Here is a 13,999-nt window from a genome sequence, read left to right on the forward strand (position 1 = left end):
AAATTGATATCATCACCTCGTTTCGAGTGCTCGGACGAGGAGGCGCACGTGTCCCGGACCATCCTTGACGTCGACGACGACCTCCTGGCCGAGGCCGCCGAGATCCTCGGTACCGGTACCAAGAAGGCCACCGTCAACGCCGCGCTGCAGGAAGTGGTCAACCGGGAGAAGCGCCGGGAGTTCGCCGACTGGCTCAAGAGCGGCGGCCTGCCGGACCTCACCGACCCGCAGCAGGCGTCGAAGCCCGAAGCGGCATGACGCGGGAGCGCTACCTTCTCGACAAGTCGGCGCTCGCCAGGTGGCCGAAGCCCGCCGTGGCACCCGTCCTGGACGAGTTGTCCGAGCGCGGTCTGCTGGCGGTCTGCGGGGCGGTCGAGATCGAGGTGGTGCACAGCGCCCGCTCGGCCAAGGACGCGCAGCGCGCTCGATGGCTGCTTCGCGGCTTCGACTGGCTCGCCATGCCGGACGACATCTGGGATCGTGCGATCGACGTCCAGGTGCAGGCGCTGCACAAGGGCAACCACCGCGCGCTTTCGATGGCCGATCTGCTGATCGCCGCGACGGCCGAACGGCATGGCGTGACCGTTCTGCACTACGACGGCGACTTCGACCTGATCACCGCGATCACCGGCCAGCCGATGACGTGGGTCGTCCCGGCCGGAAAGGCCGACTGACCAGCTCCGGTCCTCACTCCCACGAGTCGCCCCCGAACTGGCGCAGCCACTCCATGTTCCGGTCGTGCTGCTCGTCGCTGATCGGCGGCGGTTGCGCCAGCCTCCGACGGGCCCGCTCGACGTCTTCGTCGGTCACGACTCGTGCATACTCCGCTTTTGGTGCGGCATGCGGGCGTCCGACCCTGGTCTGGCGGGTGCTCATCGCGACCGGAACCGCCGGGAGCACTCACCGTCGTGTCCGGGCCGGAGCAGACACCGCTGCCCGCCGGACAGCAACAGGTCGCAGAACACCCAGTGGCGGACGTTCTGGTCGTCCTCCGCCGAGACCGTGGTGCCGCCGGGCTCGGTCTGCGGCAGGACGTGCGACCAGTGCGCCACCACCCGGGCCAGCCGCTGAGCGGAGAGCAGGTCGTTGACGACGACCGGCAGGTGGATCACCCAGCGCTCGGTCACCTGTCGTACCCCCGTTCGTTGCGGGCCCGGGCCTGCTCCGACTGCCAGCGACGCAGCGCGTTCTTGATCCGGTCGGTCTCCCGGCGGCTCTGCGCCAGCGCGTCGTAAACGGTGGCCAGGTCACCGGCGACGCGGTCGAGGAACTCCCGCACCTCCTGCGGATCGAGCCCGCGCCGGCCCAGCTGGGTCGTCCGGAAGCTCCGCTCACGGACCTGCCACGGACGCAAGGGCTGATAGGTGGACGAGCGGTAGCAGGTCGATCCGAGGACCGACCGCCGGCGACGGCGGACACGCCGGAGGAAGACGCGCATGACAGGACCTGCCCCTCACCGTCGAGATCGAACTGTGGAAGGGCGGGCCCACCGGCCCGCCCCGCACCGGCGGACCCACCCCGGCACCTGCCACCGCAGCCTTCGACCAGCAGTACGTCAGCAGGGCACAACGCGTGGCCCAGGTCGACACCCGATGACCCAGCCGATCCGGCCACTCACTCATCGTGCAGTGGACCGCCCCCTTTGCGCAACTCCCGATTCGGGATGATGTCATTGCGAAGCTCGTCCGCTTCCGCCACACTGACCGGCATGACTGGAAGCCCGACCGTCCGACGTCGACGCCTGGCCGCTGCCCTCCGTCGCCTCCGTGAGCAGACCGGCATGACCGCCGACCAGGCCGCCAAGGAGGTGGGGATCTCGAAGTCGGCGATCAGCCGCATCGAGAACGCCCAGGTGTCCGTCATGCCGCCGGTCGCCCGTGGACTTCTTGAGCTGTACGGGGTGGAAGGCGACGAGGTGGACGCACTCGTCCAGGTCGCCCGCGATGCCCGCAAGCGCGGCTGGTGGCAGGCGTACGACGACGTGCTGCCGGACTGGTTCGAGGTCTACGTCGGGCTGGAGGCCGAGGCGTCCGAGATCCGCGCGTTCGAGCCGCAACTGGTTCCGGGTCTACTCCAGACCGCCGACTACGCCCGCGCGGTCATCCGCGCCGAGCACCCGGACGCCCCGACCGACGAGGTGGACCGGCGGGTGGAGTTGCGCATGCGGCGACAGGACACCGAGACTCCGCCGAAGCTCTGGGTGGTGCTGGACGAAGCCGCACTACGGCGGCCGGTCGGCGGCGCGGAGCTGTTCGCGGCGCAGTTGCGGCGACTGGCCGAGGAGGCCGACCGACCTGGCCGCACCATTCAGATCCTGACCTTCGGCGCGGGCGAGTACGGGTCGATGGGCAGTGCCTTCAGCGTGCTGGCCTTCCCCGAGCCGGCCGATCCGGGGGTCGTCTACGTCGAGACCCGCGCGGGTAGCCTCTACCTCGAAGGCCAACAGGTCAGGGAGTACAGCCGCGTCTTCGAGCACCTGGTCGCCACGGCGGCCAGCGCCCGCGAGTCGCACGACCTGATCCTGGGGGCGATCGACGAGCTATGAGAGGACGGCGCGGGTGGAAGAGGCCAACCAGGCGGCGGTGACCTGGCGCAAGAGCACCCGCAGCAACGGCTCCGGAAACTGCGTCGAGGTCGCCGACAACCTGCCCGGCGTGGTCGGGCTACGCGACAGCAAGGACCCGCGAGGTCCTATCCTCGCCTTCGACCCGGCAGCCTGGTCGACCTTCGTCGCGGGCGTCAAGCACGAGACGTTCCGGAACTGAACGCGGCAGGCATCGCCTGCGCACCCTGACCCTACGATCCAACGCCCGAAGCCTCCGTGCTTCGTAGCTTCGCCAGGGCGCGCAGGTACTCGTCCTCTACAATCCGGTCGAACGCTGCTGGCTGCGCCCCCGCGTGCACGACCTTCCGCGTAAGCCGCGCCTGCTCCCAGAACCTCAAGCCGATCTCGGTGGCGAAGATGTCAGCCGCCAGCAGTCCTCGCAACTGGCTCTCAGGCATCCCGCCCAGTTGCCAGGTCGTGGCCCAGAAGTTGAGGATCAGACTGATGTAGGCCCGCTGCCTCCGCCGTTCAGGGGCAGGGTCCTGGGTCAGCGACCCCCAGCACTCCATCAGCACGGCATCATCTATGGCCATCTTGAGCAACAAGGCGTGCTGGTCACGTTGCGCGTATTCCAATGCGATGCGGGCCTGCCTGTTTTGACTGATGGTGGTGGCGACCACACCCACGAGAGCCAGCGCGGACAGAAGCATGGAGACCGAGCCGTAGGCTTGGCCGATATTCGCCAAGCGCTCCCAGTCGGTACTCGGATCGAAGGCGTAGTCGATCAGGGGCGGGGAGAGCAGCAGCGCAAGCCCTCCCAAGAAGACCAACAACGCCCAGACGGCTACGCCGCGAACACTCCTCATCTACGCAAGGCTAGTTCTCCCATCAAAGTTGATCAATCGAACGCGCCGCCACCTGGCACCCCGATCCTCCTGGCTCTGCACCCACCGCAGAACCGGCACGCCGTGCGGCAGGTTCTGGTGTGCGGGTGGGTGCGCCGGGTATGACGGAAACATGAGGGCGAGTTTCCGTCTGGGCCGGATCGCGGGCGTACCGGTCGGCGTCAACTGGAGTGTCCTGGTCATCTTCGTGCTGATCGCGTGGGCGCTGTCGGCGAGCCTGTTCCCCGCCTCGTACCCCGGTCACTCCCCCGTCGCCTACTTCGCGGCCGGCCTGGCCGCCGCCGTGGTCTTCTTCGTCGGTCTGCTCGCCCACGAGGTGGCGCACGCGGTGGTCGCCAAGCGCAACGGCATCGAGGTCGAGGGCATCACGCTCTGGCTGTTCGGCGGTGTCGCCGAGCTGAAGGGCGAGGCGAAGGACCCGGGCGCCGAGCTGCGGATCGCCGGGGTCGGGCCGCTGGTCAGCCTGATCATCGGCGTGTTCTTCGCGGCGATCGCGGTGGCGGTGGCCGCCGCGGGCGGGCACGGGCTGCTGCTCGGCGCGCTGGCCTGGCTGGCGGGCATCAACGTACTGCTGGCGATCTTCAACGTGCTGCCGGCCGCCCCGCTGGACGGCGGGCGGCTGCTGCGCGCGGCGGTGTGGAAGTTCACCGGCGACCGAACCAAGGCGTCGGTGGTGGCGGCCCGCGCGGGCTGGGTGCTCGGCGTCGTGCTGATCGGGCTGGGGCTGTGGCGGTTCTTCACCGGCGCCGGGTTCGGCGGGTTGTGGCTGGCGCTGATCGGCTGGTTCCTGCTCGGCGCCGCCGGCCAGGAGGAACGCGCCGCCCGGATGGGCGACGCGCTGCGCGGCATCCGGGTCGGCGACGTGATGACGCCGCAGCCGCAGACCGCGTCCGGCGACCTCACAGTGGCCGACTTCGTCGACCACTACCTTTTCGTGTACCGGCACTCCGCGCTCCCACTGACCGTCGACGGCAGGCCGGTCGGTCTGGTCACGCTCGATCGGGTACGCGGCATCGCGGCCGACCGCCGTGCGTCGACCACCCTGGCCGAGGTGTCCTGCCGGGCCGACGAGCTGGTGCTCGCCCGCCCGGACGAGCAGCTCACCGACCTGCTGCCCCGGCTCAACGAGTGCACCGACGGCCGCGCTCTCGTGGTGGTCGACAACCAGCTTGTCGGCATCGTCTCGCCCAGCGACATCAGCCGCGCGGTGCAGCGCGGCAGCCTGCGCCAGCAGATGCCGGCCGGACGCTGAAATCAGTCCCTAGGGAAGTAACGGTCCATCTCGGCGGTGCGGAACTTCCCCTTCGGGTCGAACTCGCGCAGCAGCGCGGCGAAGTCGGCGTGCCGGGGGTACGCGGCGGCGGGATCGCGCTCGAACAGCTTGCCCCAGTGCGGGCGCGGCGCGAACGGGGCGAGCCGCTCCTCCACCTCGGCCAGCACCGGCGCGACAGCGACCGGATCGCCGATCCAGGTGAAGTGCAGCGCCAGCGAGTCGCGCCGGAAGTTCGGGCTCAGCCACAGCTCGTCGGCGGCGACCGTACGCAGCTCGCAGATCTGGAGCACGGCGGCGATGCGGTCGGCGACCGGGTCGAGCGCGGCGAGCGCCGCCGTCGCGTCGGCCCGGGCCACGTGCCACTCCGACTGCAGCTCGTCGCCGCTACTGGGGGTGAAGCCGAGCCGGAAGTGCGGCAGCCGCTCGTGCCACGGCCCCGGCTCGCCGAGCTGAGCGGTGCAGTGCTCCGGCGACATGCCGGGCACCGGGTGCCGGGGCGAGTCGGCGGCCACCGTGTCCAGCCAGTCGGCGGGCGGCGGGGCCTCGTCGGCGTACTGCTTCACCCACACCTGGTCGAAGCGCTCCGAGCGCCACGAGGTGAAGACGCTGACGCTGTACGCGGCGTCGAGCGCCTCGTCCAGCGCGGCGCGGGGCAGGCCCAGACGGACGTGCTGCCGGATCTCGTACGTGGGCACCACGTCGAGCGTGAGCCGGGTGACCACGCCCAGCGCGCCCAGGTTCACCACCAGCCCGGCGAACCGCGGATCGGCCCGGTCGACGGTGATCAGATCGCCGTCGGCGGTGACCAGTTCCAGCGCGGCGACGGCGGCAGCGAGGTTGCGGTTCCGCGCGCCGGAGCCGTGGGTGGCGGTGGCGACCGAGCCGGCCACCGAGATGTGCGGCAGCGACGCGAGGTTCGCCAGCGCGTACCCCTGGGCCTGGAGCGCGGTGGCCAGGTCGCCGTAGCGGACGCCCGCCGCGACGGTGACGGCGCCGCGGTCGGGGTCGAGCGCGACGGCGGGTGGCAAGCCGTCCAGCGCGATCTGGGTGCCGGTGGTGTCGCCGAGCCGGTTGAACGAGTGGCCGGTGCCCACGGCCCGGACCAGGTCGGCCTCCGCGATCAGCCGCCGCAGTTCGTCGGTCGAGGTCGGCCGCGATCGGGTACGCGCCGACCAGCTGACGTTTCCGGCCCAGTTCGTGTCCGTCATGCGCTGCATCATCCGCCATCATGCGCCGACAGGGTTGCCCCGGCCACTCGGCGGGAATCCTGGCGGGATGAGCAGCTACCGCGACCCGAGCCTCCGCGGCGACGTGTACCCGTCGGAGGAGGAGATCGACCCGACCGGCGTGGACCCCGACGCTGCGGAGATGCCGCCCGCCGGTGTGGGACCCGCCGGTGTGGGTGTGACGCCCGCCGCGACCGCGCCGGTGCCGGGGCCCGCGCCGGAGCCCGAGCCGGACCCGGTGCCCCACCCGGGGCCGCCGCCGCGCCAGGGGGCGGGCCGGTCGATCGTGACCCGGCACCTGGACGGTTCCGTCGAGGTGGTCACGGATCTGGACGGCGACGGTGTGGCCGACGTGGTGCAGATCGACCTCGACGGCGACGGCGTACCCGACGTGACGTACCTGGACAGCGACCGCGACGGCCGCCTCGACACGGTCCGCCGCGCCACAACAAGCTGACCCGCCCGCCGCCCACGCGACTCGGCGACGATCTTGGAGTTCTGGCGTCCACACCGCCGTTGATCATGCAGTTGCTGCCCCGACAAGAGCCGTAAATCCGGCACCGGAAGGGCCGCAACCGCAAGATCGCGGGGTTGGTGGGGGGCGGCGCGGGAGCGCCTCCCGTAACGCGAGATTGTTGTTCCGCAAGGTGGGACCGCTGGAGATCTTGGTACGGAAGGGCCCCTATAGGGGCCGTTCCGTACCAAGATCTCGGCGGGAGGCGGAGGCGGGAGGCGGGACGGGGGACGCCAACCCCGGTCAGATGTGGGGCATCACCTCGGCGGCTACCAGCTCCAGGTGGTCCAGGTCGGTCAGGTCCAGCACCTGGAGGTAGGCCCGGGAGCTGCCCGCCTCGGCGTACCGGCCGAGCGTCTCGACCACCTCGGCGGGCGTGCCGGCGGCGCCGTTGGCGCGCAACTCGTCCGGGTCGCGGCCGATCGCCTCGGCGCGCCGCTTCACCTCGGCCTCGTTGCGGCCGCAGCACAGCACGAGCGCGTTGGACCAGGCCATCGTGGACGGGTCGCGGTCGATCTCGGCGCAGGCGTCGCGTACCCGCTGGAACTGCGTGACGGTGTCCTCGACCGAGACGAACGGCAGGTTGAACTCGTCGGCGTACCGGGCGGCCAGGCGGGGCGTGCGCTTCGGGCCCATGCCGCCGAGCAGGATCGGCGGGCGGGGGCTCTGCACCGGCTTGGGCAGCGCGGGCGAGTCGCTGACCGGGTAGTACGTGCCGGGGAAGTCGAACGTGGAGCCCGCCGGGGTGGACCAGAGCCCGGTGATCACCGCGAGCTGCTCCTCCAGCCGGTCGAACCGCTCCCCCAGCGGCGGGAACGGGATGCCGTACGCGGCGTGTTCCTCGGCGTACCAGCCGGTGCCGATGCCCAGCTCGACCCGGCCGCCGCTCATCTGGTCGACCTGCGCCACCGTGATCGCCAGCGGGCCGGGGAGCCGGAACGTGGCGGCGGTCATCAGCGTGCCGAGCCGGATCCGGGTGGTGTCGCGGGCCAGCCCGGCGAGCGTGGTCCAGGCGTCGGTCGGGCCGGGGTCACCGCTCACCGAGCCCATCTTCAGGTAGTGGTCGGAGCGGAAGAACGCGGCGAAGCCGGTCTCCTCCGCGCGCCGGGCCACGGCGAGAAGCTGGTCGTACGTGGCGCCCTGCTGGGGTTCGGTGAAGATCCGCAGTTCCATGCCCCGAGCATATGGAGCCGGCCGGGGCGGGGCAGCGCGACCTGTCATTCCTTGCCGGGCATATAACCGATGAGGCATATTGAAGGCGTGACAGTCGACGCCTTCGCCGTGCTGGCCGAGCCCTCCCGGCGCCGCATCCTGGACCGGCTGCGCCGGACCGAGAGCAGCGTCGGCGAGCTGGTGGACGCGCTGGGCATGAGCCAGCCGGCCGTCTCCAAGCATCTGCGCGTGCTCCGCGACGCCGGCCTGGTCACCTGCCGTACTGCCGCGCAGCGGCGGATCTACCGGGTCGACACCGCGCCGCTACGAGCAGTCGACGACTGGCTCGAGCCCTACCGGTCGATGTGGACCACGCATCTCGACGCCCTGGAACGCCATCTCGACAGTCAGGAGTGACAGATGGACCGCGCCACGTTCCGCCCCGGCCCACTCGCCCGGGTGAGGCTGACACCCGAAAGCGAACTGGTCTTCGTCCGCGACCTGCGGCACCCGCCGGAAACCGTGTGGGCCGCGCTCACCGACCCGGATCGGCTCGCCGAGTGGGCGCCGTTCCTGGCCGACCGTGACCTGGGCCGCCCCGGCGACGCCGTACTCAGCGCCGTCGACGGCGACCAGAGCTACCCGGCGCCGGCCCGGGTGCTGCGCGCCGACCGGCCGCACCTGCTGGAGTACACCTGGGGCGACGACCTGCTGCGCTGGGAGCTGACCGCCAACGGCGACGGGACCACGCTCACGCTGCGGCACCGGGTCGGCGGTCCCGACCTCGCCGCGATGACTGCCGCCGGCTGGCACGTCTGCCTCGACGTCGCCGCGCATCTGCTCGACGGCGACCCGGTCGGCCCGATCCGGGGCGCGGAGGCGAAGGACTTCGGCTGGGCGGACCTGCGCGACGCGTACGCCGAACGCCTGAACCGCGACTGACGACTGCGGTCACCCGGTCCGGCGGCGCAGCCACCCGGCGGCGCCGCCGACCAGCGTCGTTCCGATGGTGGTGCCGATCGCCACCAGCGCCGCCCCGACCGCCCACAGGCCGGTGTCGTCGGTCGAGGCGGCGTGCACCGCCCACGGAACTGTGAACGCCACTGTCATCACGGTCGCCACCAGCCAGATGTTCAGCCACCAGCCGGCGACGGCGGCCAGCGCGCCCAGGGTCAGCACCGCGGCGGCGACCTGCCAGACCGCGTACGGCCCGCTCATGTCACCGGTCTGCGGGTCCACGGTCCAGCCGGACTCCCAGCTCAGCCAGGCCACCCACGCGCCGGCCGTGGCCAGCGCCAGGAACAGACCGCCGAGCAGCGTACGTCTCGTTGTCACGCCTTCGATCCTGCCCGGCCGACGGGGCTGGCGAATGAGCACGCGTACTCGATTTCGCCGCCGCGCACACGACGGTGTGCGCGGCGTGTGCGCCCGGTGCCAGCGGCCCCGGCCATCGTCGGCGTCATGAGTTACGCATTCGAAGCGGAGGGCCTGGTCAAGCGGTTCGGTACGACCACCGCGCTGGCCGGGATCGACCTCGCCGCACGCCGGGGGACCGTGCTGGGGGTGCTGGGACCCAACGGCGCCGGCAAGACCACTGCGGTACGGATCCTCGCCACGCTGTTGCGCCCGGACGGGGGGCGCGCGACTGTCGGCGGCTACGACGTGGTCACCGACGCCGCCCGGGTACGGCGGCTGATCGGGCTGACCGGCCAGTACGCCTCGGTGGACGAGGACCTGACCGGCACCCAGAACCTGGTGCTGATCGGCCGGCTGCTCGACCTGAGCCGCCACGAGGCGCGGGCGCGGGCGGCGGAGCTGCTCGCCTGGTTCGGCCTGACCGACGCGGCCGGACGCCCGGCCAAGACGTACTCCGGGGGTATGCGCCGCCGCCTGGACCTGGCCGCGAGCCTGGTCGGCCGGCCGGAGGTGATCTACCTGGACGAGCCGACGACCGGGCTGGACCCGGCGAAGCGGGAGGAGATGTGGGGTGTGGTCCGCTCGCTCGTCGACGACGGGTCGACGGTGCTGCTGACCACGCAGTACCTGGACGAGGCCGACGCGCTCGCCGACGAGATCTCGGTGATCGACCACGGGCGCGTGATCGCGCACGGTACGCCGGGCGAGCTGAAGCGGATCGCCGGCAGCCAGACGATCGTGGTCCGGCCGACCGATCCGGGCCGGATCGGCGCGGTCGCCGAGATCCTGCGCGCCGCCACCGGGGCCGATCCCGAGCTGCCCCGGCCGGGCGTGCTGACCGTGCCGGTGGACGACGACGCCCCGTTCACCGCTGTGGTCCGCCGGCTCGACGACGCCGGCATCGGAGTGGTCGAGCTGGCGTTGCGGCTGCCCAGCCTCGACGAGGTGTTCTTCACGTTGACCGGCCACGGCGCCGAGGAGCAGGCGGAGGTGGCGGCATGACCACGACGACCCGTACGGCGACGCCGCCGCCCCGGACCGGCACGCCCCGCGCCTCCGCCCGTCCGTTCGGGCTGGTCCGGCACAGTCTCGCGCTGGCCGGCCGCAGCCTGGTCAAGACGATCCGGACCCCGGAACAACTGCTCGACGTCACGCTCCAGCCGGTCGTCTTCGTGCTGATCTTCGTCTACCTGCTCGGCGGCGCGGTCGCCGGCTCGCAGCACGAGTACCTGCAGTTCCTGCTGCCCGCGATCATGGTGCAGACCGTGCTGTTCGCGTCCATCGCGACCGGCGTCAGCCTCAACACCGACGTGGAGAAGGGCGTCTTCGACAGGTTCCGCAGCCTGCCGATCGCCCGGTCCGCGCCGCTCGTCGGCTCGGTGGTCGGCGACCTGGTCCGGTTCGTGGTCTCCATCGCGGTGCTGCTGGGGTTCGGCTACGCGCTCGGCTTCCGGATCGGCACCGATCCGCTGTCCGCGCTCGCCGCCTGCCTGCTGACCATCGCGTTCGCGTTCGCGGTCAGCTGGATCGGCGTGCTGCTCGGGGTGCTGATGCGCAGCCCGGGCGCGGTGCAGGGCACGGCGTTCCTGCTGCTGTTCCCGCTGACCTTCGGCACCAACATGATGGTGCCGACGGACACGCTGCCCGGCTGGTTGCAGTGGTGGGTCGGGGTCAACCCGGTGGCCGACGTGATGGAGGCGGCCCGGGGTCTGATGATCGGCGGCCCGGTGGCCGGGCCGGTGACCCGGTCGCTGCTCTGGACCGTGGCGATCATCGCGGTGTTCGCGCCGCTCGCCGTCCGCGCCTACCGCCGCCGCGCCTGAGGGCGCCTCATCCAGCCGGGTCGCCGCCCACGAACGCGAGGGCGTCGGCCCGGCTGCGGCCGTGGCCCCGGGCGTACGCGGCGGCGTATCCGTCCTCGCCCAGCTCGGCGCGCAGCCGCTCGGCGAGCCGCTGCGCGTCGGGATTGGAGCGGTCCGGCCGCCCGCGCAGCGAGTCGGAGACGCCGAGCAGTTCGGCGGCCCGCTCGTACCGGCCCTCGGCCACCGCCAACGCCACCCAGCCGACCGCGACGATCGCGACCACCGGCATGTCCCGGGCGGCGAGGCTGCGCGTGGTCGCATCGTCGAGACAGCGACGCGCACCCGGCAGGTCACCGCGGGCCAGCGCCAGATGGCCCGTCTCGGTCAGCAGCAGGGCACGGAACTGCGGGGCGGCCAACGGCGTCTCGTCCTGGCGGCGCGTCGCCTCGGCGAGGCACTCCTGCGCCTCGTCCAGCGACCCCTCGGAGCGGGCGATGCTGCCGAGCATCATCAGCCCGAACGCGCCGTCCCGGCCGTCCCGGTCGGTCACGAACCGGCGCAGTTCGGCCTTGGCGCCGGCCACGTCGCCGGAGCGGGCCCGGATGGCGGCGAGCCAGATCAGCTGGAAGCCGGGCTCGGAGGCCGGATTGAGTTCCCGGGCCAGCCGCACCGACTCCTCCAGCGCCGCGGTCGCCGCCTCGAAGTCGCCGCGTTTGGTGAGCGCGTCGGCGTACTCGCTGAGCACGTGCGACAGGCTCATCCGCTCGCCGACCGCGCGCAGCTCCGCGGCGGCGTCGGTCAGGTCACGCAGCATGCCCTCGGCGTCGCCGTCGTTCTCCTTGAACTTGCCGCGTACCCCCAGCAGCGTGCCGTCGGTCCACGGGTCGGGATGCCCGCGCGCCCGGTCGATCGCCGCGATCCCGGCCGCCGTGTCGTCGTCGAAGATCGACAGCATCGGCGCGAGCAGCCCCACGATCGGATGCTTGGTCCCCTCCACCGCCCGCAGGGTCGTGGTCAGCTCGGCGATCTGCTCCGGCGTCGGCCCCCGCTCGCCGCCTGCCAGCTCCGAACCGATGCGGATGGCGAGCACCACCGCCCGCTCCTCCGCCGGGGCCGGGCCGGGCAGCGCCAGCGCGCGGGCCAGCACGTCACCGCCGATGCCGCCGTCGCCCCAGATCACCAGCGGCAACGCCAGCCCCGCGCCGATGCGCAGCGCGGTGTCGGCGTCACCGGCGTCGCAGGCGTAGTGCAGCGCGCCGACGATGTTCTCCCGTTCCGCCTCCAGCAGCCGCAGCCACGGCAGTTGACCGGCCGTGCGCAGGTGCGGCTCCGCGGTCCGGACCAGCTCCCGGAAGTACGCCGCGTGCGCGGCGCGCGCCCCGGCCGACGCCCCGGCGGCGGCGAGCCGTTCCAGCCCGTACTCCCGGATGGTCTCCAGCATCCGGAACCGCCCGTCGCCGACCACCTGGAGCAGCGACTTGTCCACGAGCGCGTCGAGCAGCGCGGCGGCGGCCGGGCCGGCGACGCCGGCCGCCGAGTCGGCGGTGACCGACGCCGGGAAGACCGCGAGCCGTTCGGCGAGCTGCCGCTCGTCGTCGGTGAGCAGCCCCCAGCTCCAGTCCACCACCGCCCGCAGCGTGCGGTGCCGGGGCAGCGCGGTGCGGCTGCCGCCGGTCAGCAGCCGGAACCGGTCGTCCAGACCGGCCGCGACCTGCCGCGGTGACAGCGTCCGCAGGCGCGCCGCCGCGAGTTCGATGGCCAGCGGCAGGCCGTCGAGCCGCCGGCAGATCTCCACCACGGCCGCCACGTTCTCGCCGGTCACCGCGAACCCGGGCCGCACGGCGGCGGCCCGGTCGCGCAGCAACTGCACCGACGGGTACGCGAGCGCGTCGCCCGGCGTCGCGTCCGCCGGTGGCAGCCGCAACGGGGGTACGGGTTCCAGCACCTCGCCGACGATGCCGAGCGGCTCCCGGGAGGTGGCCAGCACGCGCAGCCCTGGACAGTGGCCGAGCAGGTCCTCGGCGAGCCGGGCGGCGGCCTCGACGACGTGTTCGCAGTTGTCCAGCACGATCAGCGTCTCGTCGGTGGCGATCGTGTCCACCAGGCGGCCGAGCGTGTCGCGGGCCGGCTGGCGTACCGGTTCCAGCTTCCGGTCCCGCCGCCCGAGCGTGTCGAGCACGGCCCGTGGCACGTCCGCCGGGTCGGTGATCGGCGCCAGCTCGACCAGCCACGCCCCGCCGGGTACGCCGTCGGCGAGCCGGCCCGCCGCCACGCTCGCCAGCCGCGTCTTGCCGGCTCCGCCCGGCCCGAGCAGGGTGACCAGCCGGTTGCCGGCGAGCAGCCCGGTGAGCCGGCGCAGGTCCTCGTCGCGCCCGACGAAGGTGGTGAGCGCGGCCCGCAGGTTGCCCCGCGTCACGGCCGTCGGCTGCGGCGGGGCCGCCTCGCCGCGCAGCAGCTCCAGGTGCGCGGCCCGCAACTGCGGCGACGGGTCGACGCCCAGCTCGTCGGCGAGCCGCTGCCGGATCCGCTCGTACGCGGCGAGCGCCTCGGCGGGCCGCCCGGCGGCGGCGAGCGTACGCAGGTGCAGTTCGGCCAGCCGCTCCCGCAGCGGATGCGCGGCGGTCAGCTCCTCCAGCTCGGCGACCAGCAGTTCCGGCCGCCCGGCGCGCAGCTCCGCCTCGATCCGGTCCTCCTGCGCGGTGAGCCGCAGTTCCGCCAGCCGCGCCACCGCTGCCGCCGCGTACGGCGCGTCGGTGACCTCGGCCAGCGCCGGCCCCCGCCACAGCGCGAGCGCGTCGCGCAACGTCGTCCGCGCCGTCGCCGGGTCCCCGTCGCGAAGCGCCGCCCGCCCCTGCCGGGTCAGCCGCTCGAACCGCCCGGCGTCCACGTCGTCCGGGTCCAGGTCGAGCCGGTAGCCCGCGGGGCTGCTGCGTACCCCGAGCCCGGGCACCGCCCGGCGCAGCCGGGACACGAGCGTCTGCACCGCGTTGGCGGTGTCGGTCGGCGGCTCGTCGCCCCAGAGCGCCTCGGCCAGCGCGGGCACGCTCACCGGCCGGCCCGGGTCCAGCGCGAGGCGGATCAGCAGCGCCCGCAGCCGCGCCCCGGCGACGTCGAGCGGCCGGTCGCCGTCGCGGACCTCAAGCGGCCCGAGGATCCCCACCCGCAC

General features: G+C 72.8%; 18 protein-coding genes. 10 read left to right on the forward strand and 8 right to left on the reverse strand.

The window, feature by feature from the left end:
• Positions 1 to 48 precede the first annotated feature (48 nt).
• Positions 49 to 258, forward strand: coding sequence for a type II toxin-antitoxin system VapB family antitoxin (locus DQE82_RS11450; protein ID WP_043329142.1), 210 nt, complete (start codon positions 49 to 51; stop codon positions 256 to 258).
• Entirely contained in the window at positions 255 to 674 is a 420-nt protein-coding gene (locus DQE82_RS11455) for a PIN domain nuclease (RefSeq protein ID WP_069088897.1), read from the forward strand. The genes DQE82_RS11450 and DQE82_RS11455 overlap by 4 nt, the downstream gene beginning before the upstream one ends.
• Before the next feature lie 13 nt (positions 675 to 687).
• Here the strand turns inward: DQE82_RS11455 and DQE82_RS31320 are convergent, their stop codons facing one another.
• The 3 genes from DQE82_RS31320 to DQE82_RS11465 form a co-directional block, all read right to left on the reverse strand.
• Positions 688 to 810 carry a hypothetical protein gene (locus DQE82_RS31320; protein WP_255423672.1) on the reverse strand — a complete coding sequence of 41 codons (123 nt, stop codon included), beginning with the start codon at positions 808 to 810 and terminating at the stop codon, positions 688 to 690.
• Between the two features lie 62 nt (positions 811 to 872).
• Positions 873 to 1,127: a hypothetical protein gene (locus DQE82_RS11460; RefSeq protein ID WP_113972632.1), complete on the reverse strand. Its 255-nt coding sequence runs from the start codon at positions 1,125 to 1,127 to the stop codon at positions 873 to 875.
• Positions 1,124 to 1,438 (reverse strand): DivIVA domain-containing protein, encoded by a 315-nt coding sequence (locus DQE82_RS11465; RefSeq protein ID WP_064448208.1) that lies wholly within the window; start codon positions 1,436 to 1,438, stop codon positions 1,124 to 1,126. Before DQE82_RS11465 ends, DQE82_RS11460 begins: the two co-directional genes overlap by 4 nt.
• 270 nt (positions 1,439 to 1,708) lie before the next feature.
• On the opposite strand from DQE82_RS11465, the gene DQE82_RS11470 reads away from it, so the two are divergent.
• Both DQE82_RS11470 and DQE82_RS11475 read left to right on the forward strand, forming a co-directional pair.
• Positions 1,709 to 2,545: a helix-turn-helix transcriptional regulator gene (locus DQE82_RS11470; protein WP_113972633.1), complete on the forward strand. Its 837-nt coding sequence runs from the start codon at positions 1,709 to 1,711 to the stop codon at positions 2,543 to 2,545.
• 13 nt (positions 2,546 to 2,558) lie between these two features.
• A complete protein-coding gene (locus DQE82_RS11475; RefSeq protein ID WP_064448206.1) occupies positions 2,559 to 2,765 on the forward strand; it encodes a DUF397 domain-containing protein in 207 nt (68 codons plus the stop codon).
• 31 nt (positions 2,766 to 2,796) lie between these two features.
• Here DQE82_RS11475 and DQE82_RS11480 read toward each other — a convergent pair whose 3' ends face one another.
• Positions 2,797 to 3,411, reverse strand: coding sequence for a DUF6082 family protein (locus DQE82_RS11480; protein WP_113972634.1), 615 nt, complete (start codon positions 3,409 to 3,411; stop codon positions 2,797 to 2,799).
• A 151-nt stretch (positions 3,412 to 3,562) separates the two neighbouring features.
• Between DQE82_RS11480 and DQE82_RS11485 the strand changes: the two genes are divergently transcribed.
• Positions 3,563 to 4,702 (forward strand): site-2 protease family protein, encoded by a 1,140-nt coding sequence (locus tag DQE82_RS11485; protein ID WP_113972635.1) that lies wholly within the window; start codon positions 3,563 to 3,565, stop codon positions 4,700 to 4,702.
• Between the two features lie 2 nt (positions 4,703 to 4,704).
• Here the strand turns inward: DQE82_RS11485 and DQE82_RS11490 are convergent, their stop codons facing one another.
• Complete coding sequence (locus DQE82_RS11490; protein WP_113972740.1) at positions 4,705 to 5,931, reverse strand: FAD-binding protein; 1,227 nt, start codon at positions 5,929 to 5,931, stop codon at positions 4,705 to 4,707.
• Between the two features lie 67 nt (positions 5,932 to 5,998).
• Between DQE82_RS11490 and DQE82_RS11495 the strand changes: the two genes are divergently transcribed.
• The gene (locus DQE82_RS11495; RefSeq protein WP_113972636.1) at positions 5,999 to 6,406 is read left to right on the forward strand and encodes a hypothetical protein; all 408 of its coding nucleotides are present in this window, start codon (positions 5,999 to 6,001) and stop codon (positions 6,404 to 6,406) included.
• Between the two features lie 300 nt (positions 6,407 to 6,706).
• Here the strand turns inward: DQE82_RS11495 and DQE82_RS11500 are convergent, their stop codons facing one another.
• Entirely contained in the window at positions 6,707 to 7,636 is a 930-nt protein-coding gene (locus DQE82_RS11500; RefSeq protein ID WP_113972637.1) for an LLM class F420-dependent oxidoreductase, read from the reverse strand.
• An 87-nt stretch (positions 7,637 to 7,723) separates the two neighbouring features.
• On the opposite strand from DQE82_RS11500, the gene DQE82_RS11505 reads away from it, so the two are divergent.
• Together DQE82_RS11505 and DQE82_RS11510 are read left to right on the forward strand one after the other, a co-directional pair.
• Positions 7,724 to 8,032: a helix-turn-helix transcriptional regulator gene (locus tag DQE82_RS11505; RefSeq protein WP_104115004.1), complete on the forward strand. Its 309-nt coding sequence runs from the start codon at positions 7,724 to 7,726 to the stop codon at positions 8,030 to 8,032.
• A gap of 3 nt (positions 8,033 to 8,035) precedes the next feature.
• Positions 8,036 to 8,557 (forward strand): SRPBCC family protein, encoded by a 522-nt coding sequence (locus DQE82_RS11510; RefSeq protein ID WP_113972638.1) that lies wholly within the window; start codon positions 8,036 to 8,038, stop codon positions 8,555 to 8,557.
• A gap of 9 nt (positions 8,558 to 8,566) precedes the next feature.
• Here DQE82_RS11510 and DQE82_RS11515 read toward each other — a convergent pair whose 3' ends face one another.
• The gene (locus DQE82_RS11515; protein ID WP_043329122.1) at positions 8,567 to 8,950 is read right to left on the reverse strand and encodes a hypothetical protein; all 384 of its coding nucleotides are present in this window, start codon (positions 8,948 to 8,950) and stop codon (positions 8,567 to 8,569) included.
• 126 nt (positions 8,951 to 9,076) lie between these two features.
• On the opposite strand from DQE82_RS11515, the gene DQE82_RS11520 reads away from it, so the two are divergent.
• Together DQE82_RS11520 and DQE82_RS11525 are read left to right on the forward strand one after the other, a co-directional pair.
• On the forward strand, positions 9,077 to 10,033 hold the full coding sequence (locus DQE82_RS11520) for an ATP-binding cassette domain-containing protein (RefSeq protein ID WP_113972741.1): 957 nt from the start codon (positions 9,077 to 9,079) through the stop codon (positions 10,031 to 10,033).
• Complete coding sequence (locus DQE82_RS11525; RefSeq protein ID WP_064448199.1) at positions 10,030 to 10,854, forward strand: ABC transporter permease; 825 nt, start codon at positions 10,030 to 10,032, stop codon at positions 10,852 to 10,854. Before DQE82_RS11520 ends, DQE82_RS11525 begins: the two co-directional genes overlap by 4 nt.
• A 7-nt stretch (positions 10,855 to 10,861) precedes the next feature.
• On the opposite strand, the gene DQE82_RS11530 is transcribed toward DQE82_RS11525, so the two are convergent.
• A complete protein-coding gene (locus DQE82_RS11530; RefSeq protein WP_199495981.1) occupies positions 10,862 to 13,999 on the reverse strand; it encodes a BTAD domain-containing putative transcriptional regulator in 3,138 nt (1,045 codons plus the stop codon).

It is taken from the genome of Micromonospora sp. LHW51205 (assembly GCF_003315815.1).
GTDB classification, from domain to species: Bacteria; Actinomycetota; Actinomycetes; order Mycobacteriales; family Micromonosporaceae; genus Micromonospora; species Micromonospora chalcea.